This is a genomic window from Staphylococcus devriesei (assembly GCF_002902625.1).
GTDB lineage: Bacteria > Bacillota > Bacilli > Staphylococcales > Staphylococcaceae > Staphylococcus > Staphylococcus devriesei.
In genome coordinates this window covers 20213-47037 of sequence record NZ_PPRG01000022.1, presented here as the reverse complement: position 1 = coordinate 47037, position 26825 = coordinate 20213, and the positions used below count along the sequence as shown (strand labels likewise).

26 protein-coding genes and 1 riboswitch are annotated in these 26825 nt (G+C 35.1%); of the genes, 7 read left to right on the top strand and 19 right to left on the bottom strand.

Features of this window, described 5'->3' with window-relative positions; translation table 11 throughout:
- Positions 1-6: 6 nt before the first annotated feature.
- From CD147_RS03505 to cidR, 3 genes are all read right to left on the bottom strand, one after another.
- Entirely contained in the window at positions 7-693 is a 687-nt protein-coding gene (locus CD147_RS03505) for an LrgB family protein (RefSeq protein ID WP_103166061.1), read from the bottom strand.
- Position 694: 1 nt separating this feature from the next.
- On the bottom strand, positions 695-1081 hold the full coding sequence (locus CD147_RS03500; protein WP_103166060.1) for a CidA/LrgA family protein: 387 nt from the start codon (positions 1079-1081) through the stop codon (positions 695-697).
- Positions 1082-1274: 193 nt separating this feature from the next.
- Entirely contained in the window at positions 1275-2159 is an 885-nt protein-coding gene (gene cidR / locus CD147_RS03495) for a cidABC operon transcriptional activator CidR (protein ID WP_103166059.1), read from the bottom strand.
- Positions 2160-2517: 358 nt separating this feature from the next.
- On the opposite strand from cidR, the gene CD147_RS03490 reads away from it, so the two are divergent.
- Both CD147_RS03490 and CD147_RS03485 read left to right on the top strand, forming a co-directional pair.
- A complete protein-coding gene (locus tag CD147_RS03490) occupies positions 2518-2733 on the top strand; it encodes a sterile alpha motif-like domain-containing protein (protein ID WP_103166058.1) in 216 nt (71 codons plus the stop codon).
- A 462-nt stretch (positions 2734-3195) separates the two neighbouring features.
- On the top strand, positions 3196-3630 hold the full coding sequence (locus CD147_RS03485; RefSeq protein WP_103166057.1) for a CHAP domain-containing protein: 435 nt from the start codon (positions 3196-3198) through the stop codon (positions 3628-3630).
- 83 nt (positions 3631-3713) lie between these two features.
- Here CD147_RS03485 and CD147_RS03480 read toward each other — a convergent pair whose 3' ends face one another.
- Positions 3714-4994, bottom strand: a complete 1281-nt coding sequence (locus CD147_RS03480; protein ID WP_103166056.1) for a hydroxymethylglutaryl-CoA reductase, degradative — start codon at positions 4992-4994, stop codon at positions 3714-3716.
- 4 nt (positions 4995-4998) lie between these two features.
- Positions 4999-6150, bottom strand: a complete 1152-nt coding sequence (locus tag CD147_RS03475; RefSeq protein ID WP_103166055.1) for a thiolase family protein — start codon at positions 6148-6150, stop codon at positions 4999-5001.
- 283 nt (positions 6151-6433) lie between these two features.
- Here CD147_RS03475 and CD147_RS03470 point away from each other — a divergent pair, with 283 nt between their 5' ends.
- Positions 6434-7600 carry a hydroxymethylglutaryl-CoA synthase gene (locus tag CD147_RS03470; protein ID WP_103166054.1) on the top strand — a complete coding sequence of 389 codons (1167 nt, stop codon included), beginning with the start codon at positions 6434-6436 and terminating at the stop codon, positions 7598-7600.
- A 224-nt stretch (positions 7601-7824) separates the two neighbouring features.
- Here CD147_RS03470 and CD147_RS03465 read toward each other — a convergent pair whose 3' ends face one another.
- A complete protein-coding gene (locus tag CD147_RS03465; protein WP_103166053.1) occupies positions 7825-8346 on the bottom strand; it encodes a methylated-DNA--[protein]-cysteine S-methyltransferase in 522 nt (173 codons plus the stop codon).
- Between the two features lie 153 nt (positions 8347-8499).
- The gene (locus CD147_RS03460; RefSeq protein ID WP_103166052.1) at positions 8500-8964 is read right to left on the bottom strand and encodes a hypothetical protein; all 465 of its coding nucleotides are present in this window, start codon (positions 8962-8964) and stop codon (positions 8500-8502) included.
- 336 nt (positions 8965-9300) lie between these two features.
- Between CD147_RS03460 and CD147_RS03455 the strand changes: the two genes are divergently transcribed.
- Positions 9301-9849 (top strand): TetR/AcrR family transcriptional regulator, encoded by a 549-nt coding sequence (locus CD147_RS03455; protein ID WP_103166051.1) that lies wholly within the window; start codon positions 9301-9303, stop codon positions 9847-9849.
- A 165-nt stretch (positions 9850-10014) separates the two neighbouring features.
- On the opposite strand, the gene pruA is transcribed toward CD147_RS03455, so the two are convergent.
- The 4 genes from pruA to CD147_RS03435 form a co-directional block, all read right to left on the bottom strand.
- Positions 10015-11559, bottom strand: a complete 1545-nt coding sequence (gene pruA, locus CD147_RS03450) for an L-glutamate gamma-semialdehyde dehydrogenase (protein ID WP_103166050.1) — start codon at positions 11557-11559, stop codon at positions 10015-10017.
- Between the two features lie 180 nt (positions 11560-11739).
- Positions 11740-12330 (bottom strand): sugar O-acetyltransferase, encoded by a 591-nt coding sequence (locus tag CD147_RS03445; protein ID WP_103166049.1) that lies wholly within the window; start codon positions 12328-12330, stop codon positions 11740-11742.
- A 144-nt stretch (positions 12331-12474) separates the two neighbouring features.
- Positions 12475-12612 carry a KGG domain-containing protein gene (locus tag CD147_RS03440; RefSeq protein ID WP_103166048.1) on the bottom strand — a complete coding sequence of 46 codons (138 nt, stop codon included), beginning with the start codon at positions 12610-12612 and terminating at the stop codon, positions 12475-12477.
- Between the two features lie 226 nt (positions 12613-12838).
- A complete protein-coding gene (locus tag CD147_RS03435) occupies positions 12839-13708 on the bottom strand; it encodes an SDR family oxidoreductase (protein ID WP_103166047.1) in 870 nt (289 codons plus the stop codon).
- 254 nt (positions 13709-13962) lie between these two features.
- Between CD147_RS03435 and CD147_RS03430 the strand changes: the two genes are divergently transcribed.
- The 3 genes from CD147_RS03430 (at position 13963) to copZ (ending at position 17074) form a co-directional block, all read left to right on the top strand.
- Positions 13963-14169 (top strand): hypothetical protein, encoded by a 207-nt coding sequence (locus tag CD147_RS03430; RefSeq protein WP_103166046.1) that lies wholly within the window; start codon positions 13963-13965, stop codon positions 14167-14169.
- Positions 14170-14330: 161 nt separating this feature from the next.
- A complete protein-coding gene (locus CD147_RS03425) occupies positions 14331-16721 on the top strand; it encodes a heavy metal translocating P-type ATPase (protein WP_478212435.1) in 2391 nt (796 codons plus the stop codon).
- Positions 16722-16867: 146 nt separating this feature from the next.
- Positions 16868-17074, top strand: coding sequence for a copper chaperone CopZ (gene copZ / locus CD147_RS03420; RefSeq protein ID WP_167409740.1), 207 nt, complete (start codon positions 16868-16870; stop codon positions 17072-17074).
- Between the two features lie 146 nt (positions 17075-17220).
- On the opposite strand, the gene CD147_RS03415 is transcribed toward copZ, so the two are convergent.
- The 8 genes from CD147_RS03415 to CD147_RS03380 form a co-directional block, all read right to left on the bottom strand.
- Complete coding sequence (locus CD147_RS03415) at positions 17221-18219, bottom strand: D-lactate dehydrogenase (protein ID WP_103166044.1); 999 nt, start codon at positions 18217-18219, stop codon at positions 17221-17223.
- Between the two features lie 24 nt (positions 18220-18243).
- Positions 18244-19404 carry an aminotransferase class I/II-fold pyridoxal phosphate-dependent enzyme gene (locus CD147_RS03410; RefSeq protein WP_103166043.1) on the bottom strand — a complete coding sequence of 387 codons (1161 nt, stop codon included), beginning with the start codon at positions 19402-19404 and terminating at the stop codon, positions 18244-18246.
- A gap of 77 nt (positions 19405-19481) precedes the next feature.
- Positions 19482-19591, bottom strand: a riboswitch (SAM riboswitch).
- A gap of 83 nt (positions 19592-19674) precedes the next feature.
- Positions 19675-21180, bottom strand: coding sequence for a phytoene desaturase family protein (locus tag CD147_RS03405; protein ID WP_103166042.1), 1506 nt, complete (start codon positions 21178-21180; stop codon positions 19675-19677).
- An 11-nt stretch (positions 21181-21191) separates the two neighbouring features.
- A complete protein-coding gene (locus CD147_RS03400) occupies positions 21192-22055 on the bottom strand; it encodes a phytoene/squalene synthase family protein (protein WP_103166041.1) in 864 nt (287 codons plus the stop codon).
- A 20-nt stretch (positions 22056-22075) separates the two neighbouring features.
- Entirely contained in the window at positions 22076-23206 is a 1131-nt protein-coding gene (locus CD147_RS03395; protein ID WP_103166040.1) for a glycosyltransferase family 2 protein, read from the bottom strand.
- Positions 23207-23233: 27 nt separating this feature from the next.
- Positions 23234-24727 (bottom strand): phytoene desaturase family protein, encoded by a 1494-nt coding sequence (locus CD147_RS03390; RefSeq protein WP_103166039.1) that lies wholly within the window; start codon positions 24725-24727, stop codon positions 23234-23236.
- The gene (locus CD147_RS03385) at positions 24720-25214 is read right to left on the bottom strand and encodes a glycosyl-4,4'-diaponeurosporenoate acyltransferase CrtO family protein (protein WP_103166038.1); all 495 of its coding nucleotides are present in this window, start codon (positions 25212-25214) and stop codon (positions 24720-24722) included. The genes CD147_RS03390 and CD147_RS03385 overlap by 8 nt, the downstream gene beginning before the upstream one ends.
- Positions 25215-25377: 163 nt before the next feature.
- Complete coding sequence (locus CD147_RS03380; protein WP_103166037.1) at positions 25378-26127, bottom strand: aggregation-promoting factor C-terminal-like domain-containing protein; 750 nt, start codon at positions 26125-26127, stop codon at positions 25378-25380.
- Positions 26128-26825 lie beyond the last annotated feature (698 nt).

The window sequence follows — 26825 nt, the reverse complement described above, 5'->3', positions numbered from 1 at the left end:
CTCCCTTTAGTAAAATAAACTAATCATAATTGGAATGAGAATTGAACTAATTACAGCCGTTAAAATCATTCCAATTGAACTAAATGCGCCAGACTCTATGTCGTGTTCTAACGCTTTCGCCGTACCAAAAGCGTGTGATGCATTACCATACGTTAATCCTCTGGCTATCGAAGTTTGAAAATTACCTACTTTCAACAACAATGAACCCATCATACTACCAATTAACCCTGTCGTAATAATAAATAATACTGTAATCGTATCAGTACCTCCTAATTCGTGAGATACTTCTATTCCTACTGCAGCGGTTATAGATCTTGGTAAGATAGTTACAATTGTTTCTTCAGAGTAACCCAATAACTTTAACGAGGTAAACACTAACACAAAATTAAGTATGACGCCAGCCATCACGCTTGAGAAAATAATACTTAAATTCCCAAAAATTTTATGTCGATTCTTATATAGTGGATATGCCAGACAGACAACGGTAGCGTTTAATAAATGATTAATCCATTTACCGCCAGCCATATAGTCATGGTAATTTTGGTGAGTAAGTAGAAGTACAACGATAACGCCAATTGAGCCAACTAGTGCTGGATTTAAAAATGGGTTATCGTATTTCTGTTGTAATTTTCTAGCTACAATATACATTACGACGGTCAACAATATCATTAAAACTGCTTGTAAAATATTCATATTATTGATGACCTTTCTTTGTATCAGGTTGCTTGACCATCTTTTCAGCAATATAACCTGAAACAAGTGCTACACAACTTGTTCCTACTATTATTAATAGGAAAAAGATAATGTAGCTTCTCGTAATATTAGAAATAACATCCATAATACCTACAACTGAAGGAATAAAGAAGAAGACCATCGTTGCTAATAAGAACTCTGCGCCTTCTGATATCCAGTTCATACGTATAATTTTTAATTCTAATAAGATATAAAGTAATATCATCCCAACAATGCTCCCGGCTAATGGGATGTGTAAACTTTTCTGTATAAAACCACCAATTAAACTAATGACTAAAATAATAGCTATTTGAATGATAATTTTGGCAAATACTAACGCGTGTTCCAAGATGACTGAGCCTCCACTAAATATGTCGAAATTGTTACAGTTATTTAAAAATCTATGTTCATAATTATACGCTTGTATAATAAAATAGAAAAATACTCATTTTAAATACCATCTATAGTTTTTTTCTATGTAACCGTTTCAATATATAAAGTTAGGACTTCTTGTTATTGTTAACAACAATAAAATTTGTTATTTAGTCATAGTTTAAGCGTTCACTCATAAAGTCAATCCATTTAGAAGTAGCATGGCTTAACAATTTATCTTTTTTCCAAATTGCACCTAACTCCCAACTCATCCCTGTGTCTTCGATTTTTATGCTTTTAATATTATCTTTAAGCATATTAGCGATATGTTCAGGAAGTATACTAACGCCTAAATGCGCAAGTAATAAGTACTCAATAAAATTCCATTGAGAAACATTCGATACCGTGTTTGGGATGAAACCGGCATTTTTTGCTGCGGCGATAATTTTATCGTTTAAATAAAAGTCTTCGTTAAATAGTATGAAGTCTTCATTTTTCAAATCAGCCATACTTACGGAATCGCGAGAGGCAAGTTCATGTTCCTCACTCACCACTAATCTTAAATCTTCGCTATATAATGAAAGGTAGTCAAAGGTATTCTCATCAATAGGAATGGTAGTGATTCCGATATCAATTTGGTCATTAATCAACCGCGTTTCAATCGATTTACCCCCACTTTCATTTAAGCTGTACGTTACATTAGGATACAGTTTATGAAATTCTCCAAGAATGTAGATAAATTGTTGCATATCCATAACGGCAGACATCCCAATATTGATGTGCCCAGTTTCTAAACCAAGCAAGCCATTAATTTCGAATGGAATATTATCATATAAAGCGATAATTTCTTCACATTTCTTATAAAAAACTTTACCTGCATCAGTCAATACAAGATAACGCTTTTGACGATCAAATAATGTCATATGCAATTCATTCTCTATATCTTTAATCGCTTTACTAATCGTAGGCTGGGCTATAAATAATGATTTTGAAGCATTTGTCATACCGCCTTGATTGACTACTTCCATAAAATATTTCATATGTTTGATATCCAAATGCTCACCTTCTCTTTTAATTATTACGCTTTCATTATACACGATTTATTTTCGGAAAATAAAAAAAGTATTTTTTAATTAAAGTATGAAATTAAAGAGATTGCACTTATGTTAAATAAAAAAGAAGAAATTTCAAACCAGAGACTGAACAGAAGAGAAGAGACATTAATTGGTAGCGGATTATGAACTCCATAAACGGTGTCTCACTCTCATCTCAATCACTAATTCAGAATTTCTTCAGAAATAAGATGACTTCCATAATTAAATTATTTCGTTATAAAAATAATTCTAGCTATATTTTTATTTTCAAAAAAATGTTATAATCACATAGGGTCAATTTGATTAATGAGGTGAGGCATTGAGCTTTTATGAATTTATGCAAAATTTCGTTGGTGATGACACACCATTAGGTGAATTGGTAAATTGGATGAATCAAGATAGCAATTTTCCTAAAGAAGTGAAGAGCCAAATTGAAATATTGTCATATTTTCGAAATAATCCATGTCCAGAAAACATACCTGTGTCTTTAGTTAAAAGAGCATTGGCTGTTTTTAACCAATTCACAAATGTATGATTTCTAGTAATGTAATTATACATTCATGGAAGTATCATCTCACGGAAAAGGCTGGGTCATTAAAAAATGGCTCAGCTTTTCGTTTAATCTAGGCAGTCGTTGTCTGAAATGAAGATGCGTTCGAATCTCACTTTCTTCATTTCTAGTCAACCTTGCCGGGGCAGGACGACGAAATCTTGGAAATTACATTAGATTTCTGTCTTGCTCCCTAGATTTCTGTCCTGCTCCCTAGATTTCTGTCTTGTTCCCTAGGTTTGTGTCACCACTCCCATTTTACTTTTATCCTTATACCCCTTTATCAGATTAAAATCACTTTTTTGTAAAAATAATTACAAAAATATACAGTTATATTTCATCTATATTACAGTTACTTGTATTATTGGTTTCTTATATTGTATTACACCTTTTTTAAGAATATGATTAATACAGTTTTTAATTCTTGTATATTTTGAGGGGACCAAAATGAAACTAAAAAAATTTATTTCACGTCTTATATTAGCTACTGGAATCATGTTTGCTGGGACATTTACATATCAAAATATTGAACATACACACGTATCAGAAGCCGCTTCATATAATTATTACACGAAGAAACAATGTACTTGGTGGGCTTATCAACGTCGTGCACAATTAGGCAAACCTGTTTCAAACAGATGGGGAAATGCTAAGAATTGGTACTACAATGCACAACGTTCTGGATATAGAACGGGTCATAAACCTAAACGCTACGCAGTGATGCAATCAACTGCAGGTTACTATGGTCACGTTGCTGTTGTGGAACGCGTCTATAATAATGGTAGTATCAAAGTATCTGAATATAACTACAACGTACCAAGAGGTTACGGCGTGCGCTATATAAGTAAATCAGCTGCCCGTCACTATAACTATATTTACTAATATTTTTTAATTAACATAAATGACAAGCCACTAACGATTGAGGGATTATCCCTCTTTCATTAGTGGCTTTTTCTGAATAGTTATTATGCTTTCGAACGTAATTCTTCTAAAATTTGTTGCGCTGTCGCTGTATTAGCCTTAGGTGCTTGCTTCAAGGCATCTGCAACTTGCGCAATTTCTTCACCTTTCGCACCAACTACGATAGCTAAAGATTTATATTGTAAACTCATATGACCTTGTTGAATACCTTCTGATACTAATGCTCTGCAAGCTGAAAAGTTCTGTGCTAATCCCACTGCAGCAACGACTTGTCCTAGCTCTTGAGCAGATTCTACATTTAATAAATCTAACGACGCTTTGGCAATTGGCAATACCTTAGTACCTCCACCTACAATCGCTAAGGTCATAGGCACCTCAATAGTTCCAATTAAACGACCACGTTCTTTGTCGTATTTCCATGTTGCGATACCTCTATATTGACCATCACGACTAGCATACGCATGTGCACTTGCTTCTGCACCACGTGTATCATTTCCAGTTGCTAATACAACTGCATGGATGCCATTCATTACCCCTTTATTATGTGTAGCGGCACGATGGATGTCTACTTGTGCTAATACAGAGGCACGTTCCATACGATAAGCAACGTCTTCACCTGAACGTTCACCTCTATTTAAATTTGCAACATCAATTTCACCTTGCATACGTACAACTGATGCCGTAGCATGATTTGATAAAATGCTCATTAACACGTCGCGATCTGTGAACTCATTTTTCAAATGGGCTGTAATAGCTTCTAAGATAGTATTAAGCATATTCGCACCCATCGCATCTTTCGTATCAACAAAAACTTTTAATGATAATAAATGGTGTTCTGGGAAGGTATCGAGCTCAATACGTCGATAGCCTCCACCGCGTTCAATAATAGATGGGTACGCTTCTGCAGCAATCTGTTTAATTTGTGGTTCTAATTCATTGATACGCTGTGCAAGTGTTTCAGTATCATGCACGTCATCAAATACGATTTGACCAATCATTAAGCGTTCACTTTTAACTGTTCTAAAGCCACCTGTTTGATTAACAAGTTTAGCCCCAAAACTCGCTGCAGCAACGACAGATGGCTCTTCTACCATCATTGGTACAACATATTCTTTGTCATCAACAATAATTTTAGGCAATAAACCTACTGGAAGTGTGCCTTGTCCAATCACATTCTCGATTAAACTATTGGCTACTTCTTCATCAATTAAAGGATGATTTAATAGTATTTCATAGTTATCATTATCTAACCAACCATATTCCACCAACTGTTTCAATTTATCTTCACGTGATAAATGACGAAACGCTTTGTCTAAACTTTTCATCTTATTATTCCCCTTTATCAATCATTAGAGCGATGCCAAGTCCCCCACCGATACAAGCTGTTGCGATACCAGTTTGCTTTTCTTCTTGTTCTAGTGCGTTAACTAATGTAGTGACTAAACGCGCGCCACTAGCCCCAATCGGGTGACCTAAAGCAATTGCACCACCGTAGATATTTAATTTTTCATCAGGAATGTGTAAGTTATCTTTAACAGGAATACTTTGAGCGGCAAATGCTTCTGTCATTTCTACAACATCTACATCATCAATCTTGCTCTCAGTTTTTTCTAATAACTTTTCAACGGCGTAGAATGGTGCATAACCCATAAATTGTGGATCGCAGCCAACTTCTGCATACTCACCGATAATGCCTAGAATATTGAAACCATGTTCTTTAGCATATGTTTCTTCCATAAGGATTAAAGCTGATGAACCGTCATTAATACTTGAAGCATTACCACCAGTAACCGTTCCATCTTTCTTGAAAATGGTCTTTAACGTAGCAAGTTTTTCAACGCTACTATTTGGACGTACACCTTCATCTGAAGTCATCAATTCACCTTCAGCATCTCTCATACCGATAATTTCGTTATCGAATTTACCATCTTGTGTGGCTTGTGCTGCTTTAGTTTGTGAATGGTTTGCAAACTCATCTTGCATCTCACGTGTGATATTATATTTTTCAGCGATATTTTCAGCAGTTACGCCCATTGGTACATAATGGAATGCATCTGTTAGACCATCATGCATAAAACTTTCAACTGGTTCTTCGCCTTCTTTTAAAATGAGTTGAGGTGCGTTTGTCATACTTTCAACGCCACCTACTGCCACTACATTTGCTTCACCTAATTGAATAAGTTGTTTACCTAAGATAATAGCTTTAAGGCCAGAACCACAAACTTCATTAATTGTCATGGCTGGAGTAGCATCAGGTATCCCAGATTTAATAGCAATTTGACGTGCTGGATTTTGACCCACGCCACTTTGAAGTACGTTACCAAAGATAACTTGTTGAATAGTACTAGGGTCAATATCGATAGCATCGATTGTCCCTTTTAATGCAGTTGTTCCTAGTTCAACTGCTGAATAATTTCTTAATTTCCCTTTATATCTGCCGATTGGTGTTCTTTTAGCACTTACAATAGCGATTTTTTTCATTCTTTATCTCCTTGTATCTAGTTTCTATATAATTGTAATTTAGTTATTTATTTTGGTAAAATGATTACTAATATGATTGTTAATAATAGCCCTTAGAAACGTTACATTTTATTGTTTTTTCATGTCTTATAGCATATTTAATAGCATTTAACTATAATTTATTACAAAATACAACACATAAGATGAAAACGCTTTCTATTAGTCTGAATTTTAGATGAAATTTCAAAATAAAGCTACTATTAATATGATTAAAATATTAGAATCTCGAAAGGATGTAATGCCCGTGAGTATAGGTATCGATAAAATTAATTTTTACGTCCCTAAATACTATGTAGATATGGCTAAGCTTGCAGAAGCGCGCCAAGTTGATCCAAATAAATTTTTAATTGGGATTGGACAGACCCAAATGGCTGTAAGTCCAGTATCTCAAGATATTGTATCTATGGGGGCTAATGCTGCTAAAGATATTATAACAGAAGATGATAAAAAACATATTGGAATGGTTATCGTAGCGACTGAATCAGCGATTGATAACGCAAAAGCAGCAGCCGTTCAAATTCACAATTTACTAGGTATTCAGCCTTTCGCACGTTGTTTTGAAATGAAAGAAGCATGTTACGCTGCTACACCAGGTATTCAACTTGCCAAAGATTACCTTGCGCAACGCCCTGAGGAAAAAGTATTAGTTATCGCAAGTGATACTGCACGTTATGGTATCCAATCTGGTGGTGAACCTACTCAAGGTGCTGGCGCTGTAGCCATGGTTATTTCACATAACCCTAGCATTTTAGAATTAAATGACGACGCCGTAGCATATACTGAAGATGTATATGATTTCTGGCGTCCAACTGGCCATAAATACCCACTTGTTGCCGGTGCATTATCTAAAGATGCATATATCAAATCGTTCCAAGAAAGTTGGAATGAATATGCTCGACGCCAAGGTAAATCACTATCTGACTTTGAATCACTTTGTTTCCATGTACCATTCACTAAAATGGGTAAAAAAGCATTAGATTCAATTATTAATGATGCAGACGAAACAACTCAAGACCGTTTAACATCCGGATACGAAGATGCCGTATACTACAATCGCTATGTTGGAAATATCTATACAGGCTCTTTATATTTAAGTTTAATTTCTCTACTTGAAAATAGAAGCCTAAAAGGTGGCCAAACCATTGGATTATTTAGTTATGGCTCTGGATCAGTCGGCGAATTCTTTAGTGCTACTTTAGTCGATGGTTATGAAAGTCATTTAGATATTGAAGGTCATAAAGCATTATTAAACCATCGTACAGAACTATCAGTCGATGAATATGAAACGTTCTTTAAACGTTTTGACGACCTAGAATTCGACCATACTACTGAAAAATCTGACGAAGAGAAAAACGTCTTCTACTTAGAAACAATTGAAGATGATATTCGTCAATATCATAGACCAGAATAATTACAAATGATAGGTATAAATCACGAAATATAGAGCATAGAGATGATTCAATTACGAATCATCTTTATGCTTTTTTTATCAATATTTCATGTCAATATTCCGTATTGTTGATCTCGCGTTCCTAGGGGGGATGGGTCGAGCCTCGGTCTCGACGCTCATCCTCTTCCCTTAGGAGTCTCGTCAACAATATTCCATTTACCATGCAGTTTTATGACGAAATAATTTTAAGGTTTTGTAGTATGGGTGGGTCTGTAGAGTTGGGCCATATTCACTCGTTCTAATTCAAGGAGTTTAATTTTATTATCAATCGTTCCACCATATCCTGTTAAACTACCATCTTTTCCTACAATCCGGTGACATGGAATAATAATTGAGATGGGATTTCTTCCAACTGCTCCACCTACTGCTTGTGCTGACATTTTAGGTTTATTGAGCTGTCGACCGACTTCTTGTGCAAGATGGCCATATGTTTTCAACTCTCCATATTCGATAGTTTGTAATATCTTCCAGACGCTTTTTTGAAAATCAGTTCCTGACGGAGCGAGGGGGAAATCTATTGTAGGGTTATTTCCTAAGAAATAGTCATCTAGCCATCTTGTCACACTTTGAAATACCTTTAAATCAGGTTTTTCAGGATAACTTAACGTTGATGTGTCATGTTTATACAATACATGAGTAATGTTGGAACCATCACTAATAATTTCTAAATTTTTTACCGGTGATTTATAAAGCATAGAATAAGGCATCGACTTCCTCCTAATCCTTAATTTCTTTTTTAAACTATTATAATCCTACTTACCTATAACTGCTTTAGAAATTAAAAATAAGCAGAACAGAAATCTAATGTTATCTCACAGATTTCGTCCCGCCCTGATATAGTCATTTATATGATTACATTCTTAGCTAAAGTTATATAATTCGTAACCTTTATCTTTAGCATATTCTAACGCTAAAATTTCTAAAACGTTGATGAAGGCTGGTTCATCTTTAACATTTACATATTGGAATTTTAAATTATAATCCTCAGCTGTAATTGTTTTAATATCGTCTTCTTTTAAGCCTTTTTCATGAGCTAAAGCTTTTTTAAATTTTGTAGTGCCGACACCAGATTTTAGATTGTACTGACCTAACTTATTAAATAAATCTTTAGAGATAGGTTGATAGCCAGTTGAGTAACCGCCAGTTTGACCTACAAATATTGGTTTCTTTTTATCAAAAATAACATAAACCCCAAATTTATCTTGAACTTTTTCACGGTCTTCTTTACTAAAAGATAACGCGTTGTCTTTTTCATACTTAAATAATTTCTTTAATTGCTTTTTGTTATCTTCTTTAATCTGTTCTAATCTTTTACTACCTTTCATTATTCATCTTCCTCCCCTAATGTTTATCCCTATTTATCTTAGTATTTTATAAACTTACTTTATAAAAACACTGTTATTTTTAAAAATAGTTAACTAATGCTTCTATTTTCAAATATTTATTTTAAATAATATACCCTTTATAGCTTGTTTGAAACTAATATTACGCTATCTTGAACTCAACATTTACTTTACAAAAATAGTTGTTTTAATTTTTATACTTAAAGGCCTTATTAATTGTAATTACATGTTTATTTATGTATTTATCTATTTTATACTTATTTAAAATGTGTTTCTTATTTTATTTCACTATTGCATACATGTGGGGAGAGAAAAGATGTGAATAATGAAGATATAAGAGTCATCAAGACTAAAAAAGCTTTAACAGATAGTTTATACTTTTTGCTTGAGGAAGAAGTGTACTCTACTATAACCGTAAATAAAATTTGCGAGAACGCTAATGTTCATCGCACCACGTTCTATAAACATTTTTATGACAAAAAAGAAATATTGGTATATTTATTTAAGTTAACTGGCGATGACTACTTTTCAACCGATATTAAAGAAAGAATAAACAATCCTTTTCAAGTGCTTGCCAAGTCTTTTAACAAAGAAGAGTTATTTCTTATTGAAATGAAACAACAAGACGATAAAGAATTTAAAAAGATATATAATGACTATTTAATTGAGATTGTTCAAAACGACTTTAAAAACAATATGCATTGTTTAGAAGTAGATCACACTGTCCCTAAAAGTTTAATTTCTTATGTTTTCGGTTCAGTATTAGCAGCATTTATAGAATGGAAAATGAATGAGCACGCAACCATTAATTCTCAACATATGGATCAAATATTCCATAAACTTTTAAATGTTAAAGCACGCGAATAGTTTTATTTAACTTAAAATTCGCCAGTTAATCCCCAATCTATTTCAACTATACATTTAAATAATATATAGAAAACGACAATTCCTGGTATATTGAACAGAAATTGTCGTTTAATTTTAGTCTAAGATATTTTTACCTCACACTATATTTTATTTGCAAGTCATGCCTTAGAACATTTCTGATACAACTTTTTGTTCTAAGAAGTTTAATAAATAGTCAGGGCTACCTGTTTTTGCGTCAGTACCTGACATTTTGAAACCACCAAATGGATGATAACCTACAACTGCTGCAGTACATCCACGGTTAAGGTATAAGTTACCTACATCGAATTCGTTTACTGCTTTAATCCAATGTTCACGGTTATTTGTAATTACAGCGCCTGTTAAGCCATAATCTGTATCATTGGCAATATCAATTGCTTCGTCAAAGTTATCGAATTTAGTGAATCCAACAACTGGGCCGAAGATTTCTTCTTTCATAACTTGGTCAGAAGATTTTAAGCCTGAAATGATAGTAGGGTTGATGAAGTAACCTGTTGAATCATCAGCGTCGCCACCAATTTCAATTTTACCTTCTTTACCACCGATTTCGATATATTTTTTTATTTTATCGAATTGTTTTTTATTAATAACTGGACCCATGTAAGTATTATTTACAGTGTCACCTACTGTTAATTCTTTAGTTAGTTCGACTGCTTTTTCTAATACTTCGTCATATACTGAACTGTGGACGATGGCACGAGAACAAGCTGAACATTTTTGACCAGAGAAACCAAACGCTGAATTAACGATTGATTCTGCTGCTAAGTCAGTATCTGTATTTTCATCTACAACAATCGCATCTTTACCGCCCATTTCAGCAATTACACGTTTCAAGAATGTTTGACCTTCTTGAACTACGGCACTACGTTCATAAATACGTGTACCTGTTGCACGTGAACCTGTAAATGTTACGAAGTGAGTATGAACAGAGTCAACTAAGTAGTCACCAATTTCTTTTGGATCACCCGGTACGAAGTTAACTACACCTTTAGGAAGACCTGCTTCTTCTAAGATTTCGATTAATTTATAGGCAGTTAATACAGTGTCTTCGGCTGGTTTTAATAATACTGTGTTACCAGCTACGACTGGCGCTAATGTTGTACCAGCCATAATTGCGAATGGGAAGTTCCAAGGTGGAATTGTTACGCCAGTACCAATTGATTTATAGAAGTATCTATTGTGTTCACCTTCACGGTCTAACACAGGTTTACCGTCTGATAATTCCATCATTGAACGTGCATAGTATTCAATAAAGTCGATACCTTCAGCAGCATCGCCAACCGCTTCATCCCATGGTTTACCCGCTTCATAAACCATCACTGCAGAAATTTCTTCTTTACGACGACGAATAATTGCCGCTACACGAAGTAAGAGTTCAGCACGGTCTCTGTGTGACCATCTGCTCCATTCTTTATATGCTTTATTTGAAGATTCAAATGCTTTTTCTACATCTTCTTTTGTTGCTTTAGATACTTTCGCAACGACTTCAGATGTATTAGCTGGATTAATTGAATCAAATGTATCATCTTTAGTAATGTGTTCGCCGTCAATCACAATCGGAAGTGTTTGACCAAGCTCACTTTTTACTTGTTCTAATGTTTTTTGAAATCTTTCCACATTTTCTTGTACTGAAAAATCAATCCCAGGTTCATTTTTGAAAGGTACTACCATTCTTAATTACCCCCTATTTATTTTTAAATATTTTAAAATCAGTAAAATATTGTCTTACATAAAAATGATAATTCGTATCATTAACTTCATTCTACTATGTAATCCCTATGTTTTGCAATCGCTTACACTATATTGTCTGAAAAGTTTTAAAATAGTATTATACTAAAAACGCTTATCTGTCTATTTATTTTCCTTAAAATTTGGTGCATCATTCTCATCAATAGTTCTAACGACTTTCGCAGGAACACCAGCTATTAAACTATTAGGTGGGACGTCTTTAGTTACTACGCTACCGGCAGCGATTACTGAACCATCGCCTATTGTTACGCCTGGTGTGACGACCACATTACCTCCAAACCAAATATTATTTCCAATAATAATCGGTTGAGCTAATTCTAATCCTTTATTACGTTCTTGATACGTCAGTGGATGATGCGCCGTATAGAAGCCACAGGATGGTCCTATAAATACATCGTTACCGATAGTAATACCGCCTCCGTCTATAAAATAACAATTACTATTTACAAATACATTATGACCTAATTTAACATTCCAACCGTAATCCGTGTCGAATGGGCTATTAATAGCCACATTTTCTAAAGGATAACCAAATAAATCGGTTAAAATTTCAAGGCGTTTGTTAGTATGACTAGGACGCGTCTGATTAAATTCAAAGCACAAATCTTTTGCGCGCTTTCGATCATCGCTTAACTCTTCATCAAAGTTAGCATCATACCATTTATGGGCTAACATCTTTTCTTTTTCCGTCATATGCTTCACCTATTTCTTTTAATCTTCTCATTGAATTTTAACCTCTATATATGAAAAATACACATAAAAATAGCTATAAAAAAATCTGTCACATCATACATCGATTTCTTCATAGCTACTTTTGTGCGTTTTTAATGATTGATTTTACTTATTATTACTTGATTGTGACTTACCGCCTTTTTCGCCAATTTCTTTATAAAATTCTTTATTATGATTTGACGATGTGGCTTCTCCACCTTTTTGGCCTGCTTCCTCGTGCGTCATTTTTTTCTCTTCAGACATTAAAAATTCCTCCTTAAAATGTTTTTAAAACTATCATAAGGTGTCATAATTACCACGAATCTCTAGGTGTAGTTTATTTATTCCCATTCAATTCACAAGTAAACCATATTTTACAAATTATTTTAATTGTTTGAAAAGAGTAGAATAAAATATAAATTATCTAATTAAAAAAGTCTAAGACATCAATAAAGTAATAATGCCTTAGACCATAAGTAGTGTTGCTATATTATGAAGTAATAAAATCTCCACCGTTAACGTGAATGATTTGACCAGTTATATAAGAACTATCTGCATTTGTAGCTAGGAAGACATAGGCAGGTGCAAGTTCAGCTGGTTGGCCACGTCTACCCATCGGAGTATCGCCACCTTGATTTTCCACTTTATCTTCATCAAATGTAGCAGGGATTAATGGAGTATAAATTGGTCCTGGCGCTACACCGTTAACGCGAATATTTTTCTCCATTAATGTAGTTGCTAATGAACGTGTGAATGACACAATCGCACCTTTAGTTGCAGAGTAATCGATTAAGTGTCCTGAACCACGATATGCCGTTATGCTTGTACTATTTATAATCGCATCATTTTCTCCTAAATGAGGAACGGCAGCTTGCGTTAAGAAGAACATACCAAAGATATTTGTATCGAATGTTTCTTTAAATTGAGCGGGTGTAATATCTAAGAAATTATCTTGTGGAAATTGAACTGCCCCATTATTTACTAAAATATTTAAGCCACCGAAATCTTTAACTACATTGTCCACAAGTTGTTTAGATTGTTCAGCGTCTTTTAAATCATGTGCATAAGCTTTAGCTTCAACGCCAATTTCTTTAAGACGGTTCACTGTTTCTTCTGCATCTTCGTGTTCATTATAGTAACCAATCGCAACATTAGCTCCCTCTTTGGCAAATAAAATAGCTACTGAACGACCGATACCTGAATCTCCTCCAGTAATTAATGCTACTTTACCTTTTAACTTGCCTGCTGCTTTATATTCATCTAATTCCGCTACTGGTTTAGGGTCCATATCTTTTTCAATACCAGGTTGTTGATCTTGAGTATAGCCTTTAATTTGTTTATGAAAATCTAATAAATTCATTTAAACACACTCCTTTTCCATTTACTTACTCGTTCCCATTTAATGGTTTTTCAAAACAACAAATTAATTTATAATTAAATTGAATCATACACCAGTTAAATTCTTTAGATAAGCTATTTCCGACTTTAGCACCACTTAACATCAATACTATAGACGCATGAAACTAAGATGTTAGGGCTTTATAATTAAAATAAGTTTTCAAATTGACCATCTATCAATCACAGTGTATATAAATAAAAGGAGTGCGATTATAAATGAGAGTATTATTAAAAGGAGTCGTTACGCTGCTTGTCATTTTAGGTATAGTTAAAACATTTCAAGACCATGACGTCGTGAGCGATGTGAACAAATACTATGACGAAGCTAAAAATGGCGAATTAGTTCAAACCATTTCCAACTATAATTTTAACAACTTTAAAGACCTAAACTTAGAAGATTTTAAACCATCCGACTTTTTTTAATTGATTAGTAGAATAACTTTATTTCATTTTAATGCCTTACGATAGAAGCCCAGAACACGTTTAACAAAGTGTTCTAGGCTTTTAAATTATTAAAATAAATGGAATGATTGACTACAATACCCTTAGGGGGTATATTGGTAATGAAATGAATTGGAGGTAAAATGATGAGCCAAACTAGTAACGTGACCTTAGATGTGACGGGTATGACTTGTGCCGCTTGCTCAAATCGCATCGAGAAACGCTTAAATAAAATGGACCGTGTTAATGCACAAGTGAACTTAACAACTGAAAAAGCAAATATTGAATATGATCCCAACACCTATACCGTAAGTGACTTCGTTTCTAACATTCAAAAGCTTGGTTACGATGTCGCAACCGATAAAACTGAGCTAGATATTACTGGTATGACATGTGCTGCTTGTTCTAATCGTATTGAGAAAGTGTTAAACAAAGCCTCTGGTGTTAAACAAGCAACCGTAAACTTAACTACCGAACAAGCTATGATTAGTTACTATCCAGGGCAGACTGATGTTGATGCCCTAATTGAACGTATTCAAAATTTAGGATATGATGCTCAACCTAAACAAACAGAAGAACAGCAAGCATCTCGAAAGGAAAAAGAATTAAAGCATAAACGTAACAAATTAATTATTTCATCAGTTTTAGCTTTACCTTTACTGATGACGATGTTTGTTCATTTATTTAATATGAATTTACCTGATCTTTTAATGAATCCTTGGTTTCAGCTCGTGTTAGCTACACCTATTCAATTTATTATTGGTTGGCAATTCTATGTGGGTGCCTATAAGAATATACGCAATGGGGGCGCTAATATGGATGTTCTCGTTGTACTAGGTACAAGTGCAGCCTACTTCTTTAGTATTTATGAAATGATTAAATGGCTAATTGGTACACCTTCTATACCTCATCTTTATTTTGAAACAAGCGCCGTTTTAATTACGTTAATCCTTTTTGGAAAATATTTAGAAGCACGTGCTAAATCTCAAACTACTAACGCATTAAGTGAACTATTAAATCTACAAGCGAAAGAAGCACGTATTATTACAGAGAATGGCACTGAACAAATGGTCCCTCTGAATCAAGTTAATGTAGACGATATATTATTAATTAAGCCTGGTGAAAAAATTCCAGTTGATGGTCAAATCATTAAAGGTGAGACGGCTGTCGACGAATCTATGTTGACTGGTGAATCTATGCCTGTAGATAAGAAAGTTGATGATAACGTAATCGGTTCTACAATGAATTCAAATGGTGTCATCACTATTAAAGCAACCAACGTTGGTAAAGATACAGCGTTATCTAACATCATTAAAGTTGTAGAGGAAGCTCAAAGCTCTAAAGCCCCTATTCAACGCCTTGCGGATATCATTTCGGGTTATTTCGTACCTATCGTTATTGGAATCGCTATACTTACATTCTTAATTTGGATAACACTTGTTCATCCAGGTCAATTTGAAGACGCACTAGTCGCAATGATTTCAGTATTAGTTATTGCTTGCCCTTGTGCGCTAGGTCTCGCTACACCTACTTCAATTATGGTAGGTACAGGACGAGCTGCTGAAAACGGCATTTTATTTAAAGGTGGCGAATATGTGGAACGTACACACCAAGTCGACACGATAGTGTTTGATAAGACAGGTACACTTACACATGGCAAACCTGAGGTAACTCATTTTCAAGGTAAAAAAGAGACACTAGCACTAGTTGCATCAGCTGAAAGTAATTCAGAACATCCGTTGGCTACTGCGATAGTACAATATGCTAATGAGCAAAATGTCACTCAAATAGATGTAGAAGACTATAAAACCTTGCCAGGACATGGCATCCAAGCATTTATTGATGGCCGATATTTACTAGTAGGTAATCGAAAGTTAATGCAAGATAATAATATTGATATTACAGATTATCGACAAAAAATGGAAAATATGGAAGCGAATGGTCATACAGTGATGTTAATTGCTTATGATGGCGAATTACAAGGTATGGTTGCTGTAGCAGATACTGTGAAAGCTTCTGCAAAAGAAGCGGTACAACAGTTAACTAATATGGATATTCATACTGTCATGTTAACTGGTGACAATCAACGTACCGCTCAAGCGATTGCTTCAGAAGTAGGCATCGACCAAGTTATTGCTGGTGTTCTACCTGAAGATAAAGCCCAACATATAGCGCAATTACAAGACAAAGGACATAAAGTAGCGATGGTGGGTGATGGAATTAATGATGCCCCTGCACTTGTGAAAGCAGATATTGGTATTGCGATGGGCACAGGTACAGAAGTAGCGATTGAAGCGGCCGATATAACAATTTTAGGTGGCGATATTCACTTAGTTCCTAAAGCTATTCATGCCAGTGATCAAACCATCCGTAATATTAAACAGAATTTATTCTGGGCCTTTGGCTATAATGTAGCTGGTATTCCAATTGCTGCTATGGGATTATTGGCGCCATGGATTGCCGGTGCTGCAATGGCTTTAAGTTCAGTCAGTGTAGTAAGTAATGCTCTACGCCTAAAACGTATGAAATTATAATAAACATTTAATTATATGCTAAAATTATACGCACTTTCCTAAAAATTAACTTTAATTTATGATTTCGTCACGTTTTCTTTTCTTTGATATATATAAAGGAGTAGAATAAGGGTATATACTAATGTGATTCTTTGGAGGTGACACAGATGATTAATGAAACAATTAAAGTAGACGGCATGAGCTGTGATCATTGCAGAAATGCTATCGAATCTGCCTTAGCTAAATTAAACGGCGTTACAACAGCTGAAGTTAATTTAGAAAAAAGTGAAGTTAGAGTCGATTATGATGAAAACAGAGTCTCAGTTGATCAAATGAAACAAGCCATTGAAGACCAAGGTTACGATGTAAAATAACCTTGAATACATGATTTTAAAAACGTAGGATATCAACCCTAATATTATAGGCGTAAAGGTGATTTAGTCATCTTTACGCCTTTTTTATGAGCCGAAACTATGAAATTTTAAAAATTATAGTAAGGTATTAGTACGACTCTTCTTATTTAGTTAACTCTTAATTTCGTAGTTCCAGTGTTACGAAATTCAATAATAGCATCTAATGCATCTACTACTAAATTATTAACAGCCGCTTCCGTATAAAAAGCAATATGTGGTGTTAACAGAATATCCTCTCGTTCAATGAGTGTATCCAATAGTCCGTCGTTAATGTCTTTACCTCGATAGTCTCCTGGGAATAAGCCACGTTCATATTCATAAGTATCTAAAGCTGCGCCTTTAAGATGACCACTATCTAGCGCAGCAAGTAAAGCTTTAGTATCCACCATTGAACCTCTTGCTGCATTGACAAATACTGCGCCCTTTTTAAATTTTGAAAATATTGCTTCGTTAAATAGGTGTCCATTATATTGTGTAGCCGGAATATGTACCGTCACAATATCCGCTTCTGCTACTGCTTCTTCTAACGTATTTTTATATTCGACATATTTCGCTACATGTTCATTTGGAAAAGGATCATACGCAATAACATTACTATTATAGCCGTTCGCAAAGATCTTAGCTGCTACAGAACCAATACGTCCTGTACCAATAACAGCTACCGTTAAATCACTAATCGAACGTGATAATATAGAAGGCTCCCAACGGAAATCATAGTCACGTACTTTACGTTGAATATCATTTTGATTTCTCACAATATTAATCGCTTGTGTTACAGCGAATTCTGCAATGGAACTTGGTGAATATGAAGGAACATTGGAAATAACAATATCATACTTTGTCGCTAAGTCTAAGTCGTACATATCGAATCCTGCACTGCGTTGTGCGATATGCTTAATACCAAAGTCATGTAATTTGGCAAATACATATTCTGAAAGAGGATGTTGTTGAGATAATGATACACCGTCGAATCCTTTCACGCTGTCCACGTTATCATCGGTTAATAGTTCTTTATTCATCTCTATTTCAACTTGATTATCTTGTGCCCATTGTTCGATAAAAGGTACATCTTCATCTCTGACGCTCATCATTTTAATTTTTAACATTATTTATCATCCTTTATTGTGTTCTTAGTTGTCGTATAAATGTGCTAATGAGGCTAACCGTTCGGCTGCTTCCTCTAAATCACTGTCGTTTAATGCTAAGGAGATTCTGACGTAATGACGGCCATTTTCTCCAAATGGAATACCTGGGGCGACTAAAATGGATTGTTCTTTTAATAAATACTGTTCAAACGCTTCACTGTCATACCCTGGCGGCGTTTGTAACCATGAATAAATGCCTCCTTTTGAATGTACGAAAGGTAATTGTGCTTCAGCTAGACGTGCTTCAAAAGTATCACGACGACGTTTAAACGTAGCGTTTTGTTCTTCTAAAAAATCATCATAGTTATTTAGCGCATATGTGGCAGCATCCTGTAAGGCCCCAAACATACCTGCATTGGTATGGGTTTGATATTTCTTCAATGCTTGAATCATTTCTTTATTCCCTACTGCAAATCCGACTCGGAAACCTGACATATTATAACCTTTTGATAATGAGAAAATTTCGATTGCGACGTCTTTCCCATGTTCAGAGGCTAGAATGCTCGGGTTCTTTGCATCGAAACCAAATGCGCTATAGGCAAAGTCGTGAACAATCTTCGTCTGTGTTCCTCTAAAACGCTTAATCGTTTTATCAAACACTTCTGACGTAGCAGTAGAGCCAGTCGGATTGTTTGGATAAGTAAGGTAAATCAATGATGTATGTGCCAAAGTCGCTTTATCTACACGCTCCCAATCTGGTAAATAGCCAGGAGGCGATAAATTGAGTGGTACGGGATTCGCGTCGGCTAGCATCACACCTGCCAGATAATCTGTATAACCGGGGTCAGGCAACAGTACATTCTCCCCTGGGTTAACGACACACGTCGGTAAAGCAACTAGTCCGTTCTTGGTACCGTATAGAATACATACTTCATCATCTTTATGTAATTCCACGTTATATTGACGTTGATAGAAATTCACAATGGCTTCTTTAAATGATTCTTTACCATGAAAAGCTCCATACTTTTGATTCTCAGGTAGACGCACTGCTTCTGCAAAATGATCCACAATACCTTTAGGCGTTTCGCCATCTGGAATACCTACTGCCATATTTATCAGTGGCAAAGGTCCATGTTCAACTTTTCGCCCCATCGTTTTACCAAAGTAACTTTCTGGTATTGCGGCTAATCTCTTTGAAATGACCATCTTGATCCCCCTTTAGATATAGTAATAACGCTATACACCACTTTCCCAAGTGGCATATAGCGTTATTTTGTACATGACACTTATCTGTGAGGCGTTACCTCTTTGGAATTAGCACAGTACTATTTATATGTTAAGCCTGTTGCTGAAGTTTCATCGGGCCAAATCCCTTCACTTCTCTGGATAAGTTCTTTTGAATTACTATTTATTTTATCAGGTCGTAAAATATTGTCAATATTTATAATTTTCAGATTTAATCTAACTATTTAGTATTTAAATTCCTTTATTAATATCTTCTAACATTGCTTCTGCCGTGATTTTAGCGCTCGTTAAGACAATTGGCACGCCTGCACCAGGATGTGTACTTGCGCCTGCGAAGTATAAATCCTTATAATCTTTCGACACGTTAGCTGGACGATAATAGTTACTTTGTGTAAGAGTAGGCATTAAACCAAATGCCGTACCAAATTTAGCGTTATAACGACTTTCAAAGTCTAGCGGTGTAAAGATTGTTTCTGAAACTACATCTTTACGCACATCTTTAAGTTCTTCAATTGTTTCTATTTTGCTATAAACCACTTCTTTGGCGCGTTCAATCTCATTTGGGTCATTCCAATCAATTTCACCTGTTTTCAATTCTGGGACAGGCATAAGCACGTACATTCCAGTTTGACCTTTTGGCGCTAACTCGTCGTCTTCTACTGCTGGAAAATAAAGATATAAAGAAGGGTCATCTGGCATTTTACCACTAAAGATATCATCAATATTGCCTCTAAAGTCTTTAGCGAATACAACATTATGCACATGTACTTTATCACGTAACTCTCTATTTATACCGGCATAGATAAGAAAAGCTGAACATGAGTAGTCCATGTTGTCTACCTTTTCAGGAGAATATTTCTTCAATGGTGCATGAGATGGCATCAAATGTTGCGCGACATACGGGAAATCTGCAGTACATAACACTTTATCAAAGCGATGGATTTCATCATTCACACGTAAACCATCTGCACGTTTAAATTTAGGGTCGATAATAATTTCTTGTACATCTGCGTTTAATCGAACTTCAACACCTAAATCTTGGCCAAGTTTTAATAAACCTTGTGCTAATCCATACATTCCACCTTTAATATAGTGCACGCCATGGACCATTTCAATCATTGGAATAATTGAATAAATAGATGGCCCTTGTTTAGGATCGATACCTATATATAACGTTTGGAACGCGAGTAATTTACGAATCTTTTCATTAGAAACGTAATCGTCAATAAGTTGATTCGCTTTGCTAAACGTTCTTAGTTTAAGACCACGATATAACGTCAGTGGATTGTAAAACTCACTCGGCTTACGGAAGGTACGTTCTAAGAAATATTTACGTGCAACTTCATAACGTCTATACACGTCGGTTAAGAACTGCATAAACCCTGGCGTTGAACCAGGTTCGATAGCTTCTAGCGCTTGGCTTAACTGCGCTAAATCAGTCGACACACTTACTTTATCTTTATCCGAGAAATAGATATCAAAGATATGCGTCAGTTGTCTCATATCTATGTAATCTTCAAAACGTTTACCACTTTCCTCAAATACAGCTCTATACACATCTGGAACCATTACAATGGTCGGTCCCATATCAAATGTAAAGCCATCCTTTTTAAATTGGCTCATACGTCCGCCTACTTGTTCGTTCTTCTCGAAGATTGTCACTTGATGTCCATGTGCAGCTAATCTAGCGGCTGCTGCTAACCCGGTTACCCCTGCGCCTACTACGGCTATCTTCATATCTTTCCCACCTATACTTTATATTTTTTCTTTAATTGACGGTAGATTTTGTTTTTCTTCCATGTTGATACATAGACACGGTTTTTTAGCGTGTAATCTGCTTTTCTTGCTTCAGTTAAAATGCCTCGATATACTTCTGCGGCTAACTCAATAATCATACGTGCTTCTTCGTTGTATACTTCTAGATGGTTTAAAACTTCGTTATAATTATCATCTGCGAGTTTAGCATAGCTTTCCCATAATTTTTTATAGGCTTCTGATGGCTTAGAACGCTCTACCTCTTCCGCGATTGAAACGTCATACGCTTTTAAACGTTTCACACTAAAGTAGATGCGTCCATTTTCAAAATCTTCACCTACATCGCGTAAGATATTAGTTAACTGCAAAGCTTCACCTAGTTGCTTACCATATTCATAAGCTTCATCAGTTGGTGGCGTTGCTAAAATTGGAATCAACAATACGCCTACCGTGCCTGCAACTCCATAGCAATAATCTAGTAACCCTTGATCTGTCTCGAACATTTCGAAATCTTGGTCTGCTTCTACTGCATCAATCAGGTCATAAAGGGCTTGGTAATTCATTTGAAAATGTGTTGCAGTATCGGCAAATGCCGTCATAATAGCCTCATCACTTTCAAACGTTTCAGGTATTGTTGCGTGTTGTTCAACTAATTGAACGTCACGTCGGATTTTATGTAAATAGTCCACATCTTGATGTATATCGATACTATCATCAACAATTCGACATACGGCATAAATCGCCCAGATAGCTTGTCGTTGTTGTTCTGGCAACATATCAAATGCATATGAAAAACTTTTAGAATAATCTTTCATAATTTGATGACAATATTGATAACTTTCTTCTAATGTTCTCATGGAGAACCCCCTGTTATGCATTAATCATTAATATTAAAAGTACGTCCCTTCCATTTTACCGTTTTCGTAAAATAAATGTGACGATATGAATTCATAAAAATCAAAATAAATATCCAAAATAAAAGTGGATTCAGTATTAAAAATAAGAGTGAAAAGCTACCTACTCTTTTATGTAATTTCACAAATTGTATTGTGTATATTCCATATGATACACATATACGCTTAAATGACAATGATTTCACTACTAATCCCAAAATTAAAGCTAAATTTGAAGTCATCGTGCCTATCATCCAAATAATAATCATTGCCATGATATGTCCTTGTGTTGCCGAGGCGCCTACTGCTAAATGCTTTGTCCAACCTTCGACTAACGATTTAGGGCCTTCTTCATACATTCTAAAGCCGATATGCCCTTGTCCTTCGTAAGCCGTCACGGGTAGATGATGTTGTTGAAAGGCTTGACCTAAAGCGAAACCCTCAATGATATGTGTTTGCGCACTTTTATGACCTTCCGTTAAAGCATAATCTGTTTGATTCATGACTGTAACTGGACCAAATGCCAAAGATTGAGTTTGAGAGTTAGCCAAGGTTGATGATTGGTTCATACCTACTACCGTCATTAAATTAAATAAAGCTGATGCTTGTTCATACGGTCGTTGTACAATGTGATAAGGTTGAACACTTAATAAACCGCGATACGATTGTTGAGCATAAGTTTGCATTATCGCTTCTAACACATGTTCATTCATTAATACGACATCTGCATCTATAAATATTATCGTCTTAGAGGTTGCATGTTTCACACCTTCATAACACGCATAGGATTTACCATACCAACGTTTATTATCAGTATTCTCCCCAACTCGATATACACATGCCCCAAATTCATTAGCCACTTCAACCGTATTATCTTTGGAGCCATCATCCATTACAATGACTTCAGCTTTTATCGATTGTCGGGCTATACTTTTCAATAATTTGGGCAGCCGTTTCGCTTCATCGCGCGCTGGGATAATAATACTTACAGTCAGGTCTTTATCAACAACTTTTGACTTTTGAAAATGTAGCAAATGCCGTTTATTATACATGAAGTGACCACACAAGGATGAAATGCCTATAAAGCTATGAAGTAATATCTCTAAACCTTTCATTTATCATTCACCTCATTATATTTACACTTAATGACGATCTTGTTCAAGTTGATTAATTTTATCAGCGACTTGTTGACCACTTAACGTTACCATTGGCATACCGCCACCTGGATTAACAGAACCACCAACAAAGAACAAGTTATCGAAGTGTTGACTTTGTTTAGGAAACTTAAAGCCTTTATTTTTCTTTCTATCAGCAACCACACCATATATCGCACCTTTATTAGAAGCATAATGTCGCTCTATATCATGAGGCGTCCACACATCTTCATATACAATATGTTGGCGTAAGTCTGTTAGACCCATGCGTTCTAATTTATCTAAGACACGTTCACGAAACTGAGCATATTGTGCTTCAGTAAACGGTTCATTTTGAATATATGGAATATGTGGCAAGACCTTCAAATTCTCATAGCCTGTAGGTGCTTGCGCCGCATCAGTTTTATTAGAATTGACTAAATAGATAGTTGGATCTTGTGGTAAAACCTTGTCGTGAAAGACTTCATGATAATTGCGTTTAGAATCGCTTGAGAATAAGAAATTGTGATGCGCCAGTTGTGGGTACTGCTTGTCTACGCCTAAGTGCATCACATACCCAGAACTAGCTGGCTCATACGTTTTTTCTAATTTAGCCAACTTTTCCTCTGAAAAATGAAGCAAATCACGGTAGGTTGGAACCACTTCTCTATTCGCTACAATGTAGTCAGCCTCAACATGCGTGCCATCATCTAACCTTACACCTGACACGCGATGGAAATAAGTATCAATACTTTTAATGTCTACGCCAGTATGAATATCTACACCTTCTTCACGTGCTAAACGTTCTAGTGCTTGCGCAAGAAGATGAATGCCACCTTTAACGTACCATAACCCTTGTTCATATTGCATATGTATTAATAACGTTAATACAGCTGGCGCATCATATGAAGAAGAACCTACATATTTAATGAAGTAACCCAACATATCTCTTAATTCTTGTTTCTTAACATAGCGATTAATAGCTTGTTGCATCGTTGAAAAGTAATCGACGCCTTTTAACGCAGTGAAAGGACCTTGATATTTAATGATTTCAGATACCGTATCAAGCCCTAACGCAAAATAACCTTCCTCTGTAAAGCGGTGTACTTTCTCTGCATAGTTAAGAAAATCATGTACTTGTTGAATATCTTCTTCATTTAAATTGTCGTTAGCTTTCAACATTTGATTTAAATCTTCATATAGATCAATAGTTTCACCATTTGTAAAGAAACTGCGCCATTGCAATGGCAAACGTTCAATCGTGACATAATCTGCCATATTTTTATGACTATAACGGAATAAATTTTCAAATATGTAAGGCATCGTTAAAATAGATGGGCCCAAGTCAAAGCCAAAGCCTTGCGTTTCAAGACGATTCACCTTACCACCGATATGATTATTTTTCTCATATAATGTGACATCGTAGCCACTTTGAGCTAGTCGGATGGCTGCTGAGATGCCGCCTAAACCTCCGCCAATCACTATAATACTTTTTTTAGACATCGTGTTCGCCTCGTTTCCTTTTCAATTGATAATAGCGTTCTAATCTCGGACGATTATAGCGTTGTGCCACAATAATTGGGATGTTGGCTAATAACGCATAGCAAAAATTAATTATTTTAATATATCGAGGTGCTTTTACAAACACTATTACGGGTAAAATCGATAACCAGTGTACCAACTCTGCACGTCGCATTTCTAATATCATTCTGTATATATTGGATGTTTTAAATGATGTTAATTGTTTCTTATTGTATATATTTGGAATTAGCTTGTTACCTTCTGGTATATATTTCTTCCATCTATTAATTTGAACCAACGTATTCCATAAATTACCATTTTCTTCCCATGATAAAGACTTAAATACATGTCCGTACTTTTCAAAAAAAGTAAGTGGTAACTTCGCGAAAAGGTAAGAAATGGTCATTTGAATAGAAAACCAATACATACTATGGAATATTCCAAGTGTTACAACCTTTTTTAATGTCATATATCGTCAACACTTTCTAATTATTAGTCCTTAATATTTCCTATAACGCGTATCGATAAACTTTAAACTACAGTGTATATTAAATAACTAAAAAAAAGAGGCCGACATATGTCTACCTCTCTCTTCAATAACTCGATATGCTATCCAGTTATTTCTGTAAATCTTACCACCAGTTATGGCTAGAACGGAAAGCAATAGCGTTGCTTAATGAACCGTAACGGCTGTTAGCGTAGTTGATTAAACCTTTAGTTTGTGAAGCTACTGAACCTGAACCCCAAGATTCTTTAGTTTGACCTAAACCTCTGTAACCTAATGGGTTAACTGCGTTAGGGTTACCACCTGATTCTGGCATTACGATAGCGTTCCAAGCTGCTTCAGTACCACCGTTAGCTAAGAATTGAGCTTTAACTGAACCACCAGTTGAAGCTGATGAAGTTGATGCTGCAGGTGCTGAGTATGAAGTTGTTTGTGCACTGTAGCTAGTTGTTCTGCTTGTAGATGGTGCAGATACAGTTTTTACGTTAGCGTGGCTAGCTTGTTGGTTTGAGCTTACTGATTGAGTTGAAGCTTGGTTGTTGTATGAAGCTGAGTAATCAGTTGCTGGAGCTGCTTGAGTAACTTGTGTAGTTGTTGAAGCTGTGTCAGCGCCACCAACGTAAGTGTAGTTCCAAGACCAAGTTTTACCATTTGAAGTGAAGTTGTATTGGAAACCGTCTTTAACGAATGTGATGTTGTATGCACCAGCTTGTACTGGGTGAGCGTTTAATTCTGATGGGTTGTTTTGAGCTAAGTTAGCTAATTGATCATAGTTAGATGTTGACTCAGATGCGTGTGCACTGTTGTCTGAAGTTAATGCATAACCTGTTACTCCTAATGCTACTGCTAATGATGAAGCGATAACTGTCTTTTTCATAATAAATAATTCCTCCAAAAATGTAATTTATATTTTTCGTATTGTTAATTTTTTAGTTATAGTGTTTTGCTCTGTTGTTTAACTTTTGACAATAAGTACTATATCATAAAAAAACGCCAATAGTATTACGCTTATCTTACAAAAAATTACAATGAGGAATTGATTTTGTAACATTGAAATATTGTTGTTGTCTTCTGTAACAATGATTTCCTGGGTATTTTGTTTAAAATTTCATCATGAACCATGATTTTACATTATTTTCTTGGGAAATTTACAATCGTTTTACAACGCTCGTAATATTACAAATTTCCGTTTTGTTACAATACCGTAATATTTCTTATAATTTGGACGTTATTTATTTTCTTTATAGTTTGGTTAAAATTTATGAAATCATTCTATAAAATATGGATGAAAATACTATCTTGCCAGACTTGAATAACTTTATAATACTTCGTATAGATATATATTTCATTTTAGAATGTTTAAAAAAATTCTTAATATAGTTGCAGATTATATTCAATCAATGTTAACGATGTGGTAGTTATTTAAAATTCACTTATTCTATCTATTATAATGCAAAAACTTAAGACTTGTTTAATCGTCTATATTTAGTGTTTATAATCGCCAAAAAATGACAGGATGTTTCAAAAAAAATAAAGCATCGGCTAAATTTTAATAATTCAATCGATGCTTTATTG

Bases quoted from the DNA above. Each gene is read 5' to 3' on its own strand.
- CD147_RS03505 (WP_103166061.1), bottom strand. From the start codon at position 693: ATGAATATTTTACAAGCAGTTTTAATGATATTGTTGACCGTCGTAATG.
- CD147_RS03485 (WP_103166057.1), top strand. From the start codon at position 3,196: ATGAAACTAAAAAAATTTATTTCACGTCTTATATTAGCTACTGGAATC.
- CD147_RS03480 (WP_103166056.1), bottom strand. From the start codon at position 4,994: ATGAAAAGTTTAGACAAAGCGTTTCGTCATTTATCACGTGAAGATAAA.
- CD147_RS03475 (WP_103166055.1), bottom strand. From the start codon at position 6,150: ATGAAAAAAATCGCTATTGTAAGTGCTAAAAGAACACCAATCGGCAGA.
- CD147_RS03465 (WP_103166053.1), bottom strand. From the start codon at position 8,346: ATGCCTTATTCTATGCTTTATAAATCACCGGTAAAAAATTTAGAAATT.
- CD147_RS03460 (WP_103166052.1), bottom strand. From the start codon at position 8,964: ATGAAAGGTAGTAAAAGATTAGAACAGATTAAAGAAGATAACAAAAAG.
- pruA (WP_103166050.1), bottom strand. From the start codon at position 11,559: ATGGTAGTACCTTTCAAAAATGAACCTGGGATTGATTTTTCAGTACAA.
- CD147_RS03445 (WP_103166049.1), bottom strand. From the start codon at position 12,330: ATGACGGAAAAAGAAAAGATGTTAGCCCATAAATGGTATGATGCTAAC.
- CD147_RS03440 (WP_103166048.1), bottom strand. From the start codon at position 12,612: ATGTCTGAAGAGAAAAAAATGACGCACGAGGAAGCAGGCCAAAAAGGT.
- CD147_RS03435 (WP_103166047.1), bottom strand. From the start codon at position 13,708: ATGAATTTATTAGATTTTCATAAACAAATTAAAGGCTATACTCAAGAT.
- CD147_RS03430 (WP_103166046.1), top strand. From the start codon at position 13,963: ATGAGAGTATTATTAAAAGGAGTCGTTACGCTGCTTGTCATTTTAGGT.
- CD147_RS03425 (WP_478212435.1), top strand. From the start codon at position 14,331: ATGATGAGCCAAACTAGTAACGTGACCTTAGATGTGACGGGTATGACT.
- copZ (WP_167409740.1), top strand. From the start codon at position 16,868: ATGATTAATGAAACAATTAAAGTAGACGGCATGAGCTGTGATCATTGC.
- CD147_RS03415 (WP_103166044.1), bottom strand. From the start codon at position 18,219: ATGTTAAAAATTAAAATGATGAGCGTCAGAGATGAAGATGTACCTTTT.
- CD147_RS03410 (WP_103166043.1), bottom strand. From the start codon at position 19,404: ATGGTCATTTCAAAGAGATTAGCCGCAATACCAGAAAGTTACTTTGGT.
- CD147_RS03405 (WP_103166042.1), bottom strand. From the start codon at position 21,180: ATGAAGATAGCCGTAGTAGGCGCAGGGGTAACCGGGTTAGCAGCAGCC.
- CD147_RS03400 (WP_103166041.1), bottom strand. From the start codon at position 22,055: ATGAGAACATTAGAAGAAAGTTATCAATATTGTCATCAAATTATGAAA.
- CD147_RS03395 (WP_103166040.1), bottom strand. From the start codon at position 23,206: ATGAAAGGTTTAGAGATATTACTTCATAGCTTTATAGGCATTTCATCC.
- CD147_RS03390 (WP_103166039.1), bottom strand. From the start codon at position 24,727: ATGTCTAAAAAAAGTATTATAGTGATTGGCGGAGGTTTAGGCGGCATC.
- CD147_RS03385 (WP_103166038.1), bottom strand. From the start codon at position 25,214: ATGACATTAAAAAAGGTTGTAACACTTGGAATATTCCATAGTATGTAT.
- CD147_RS03380 (WP_103166037.1), bottom strand. From the start codon at position 26,127: ATGAAAAAGACAGTTATCGCTTCATCATTAGCAGTAGCATTAGGAGTA.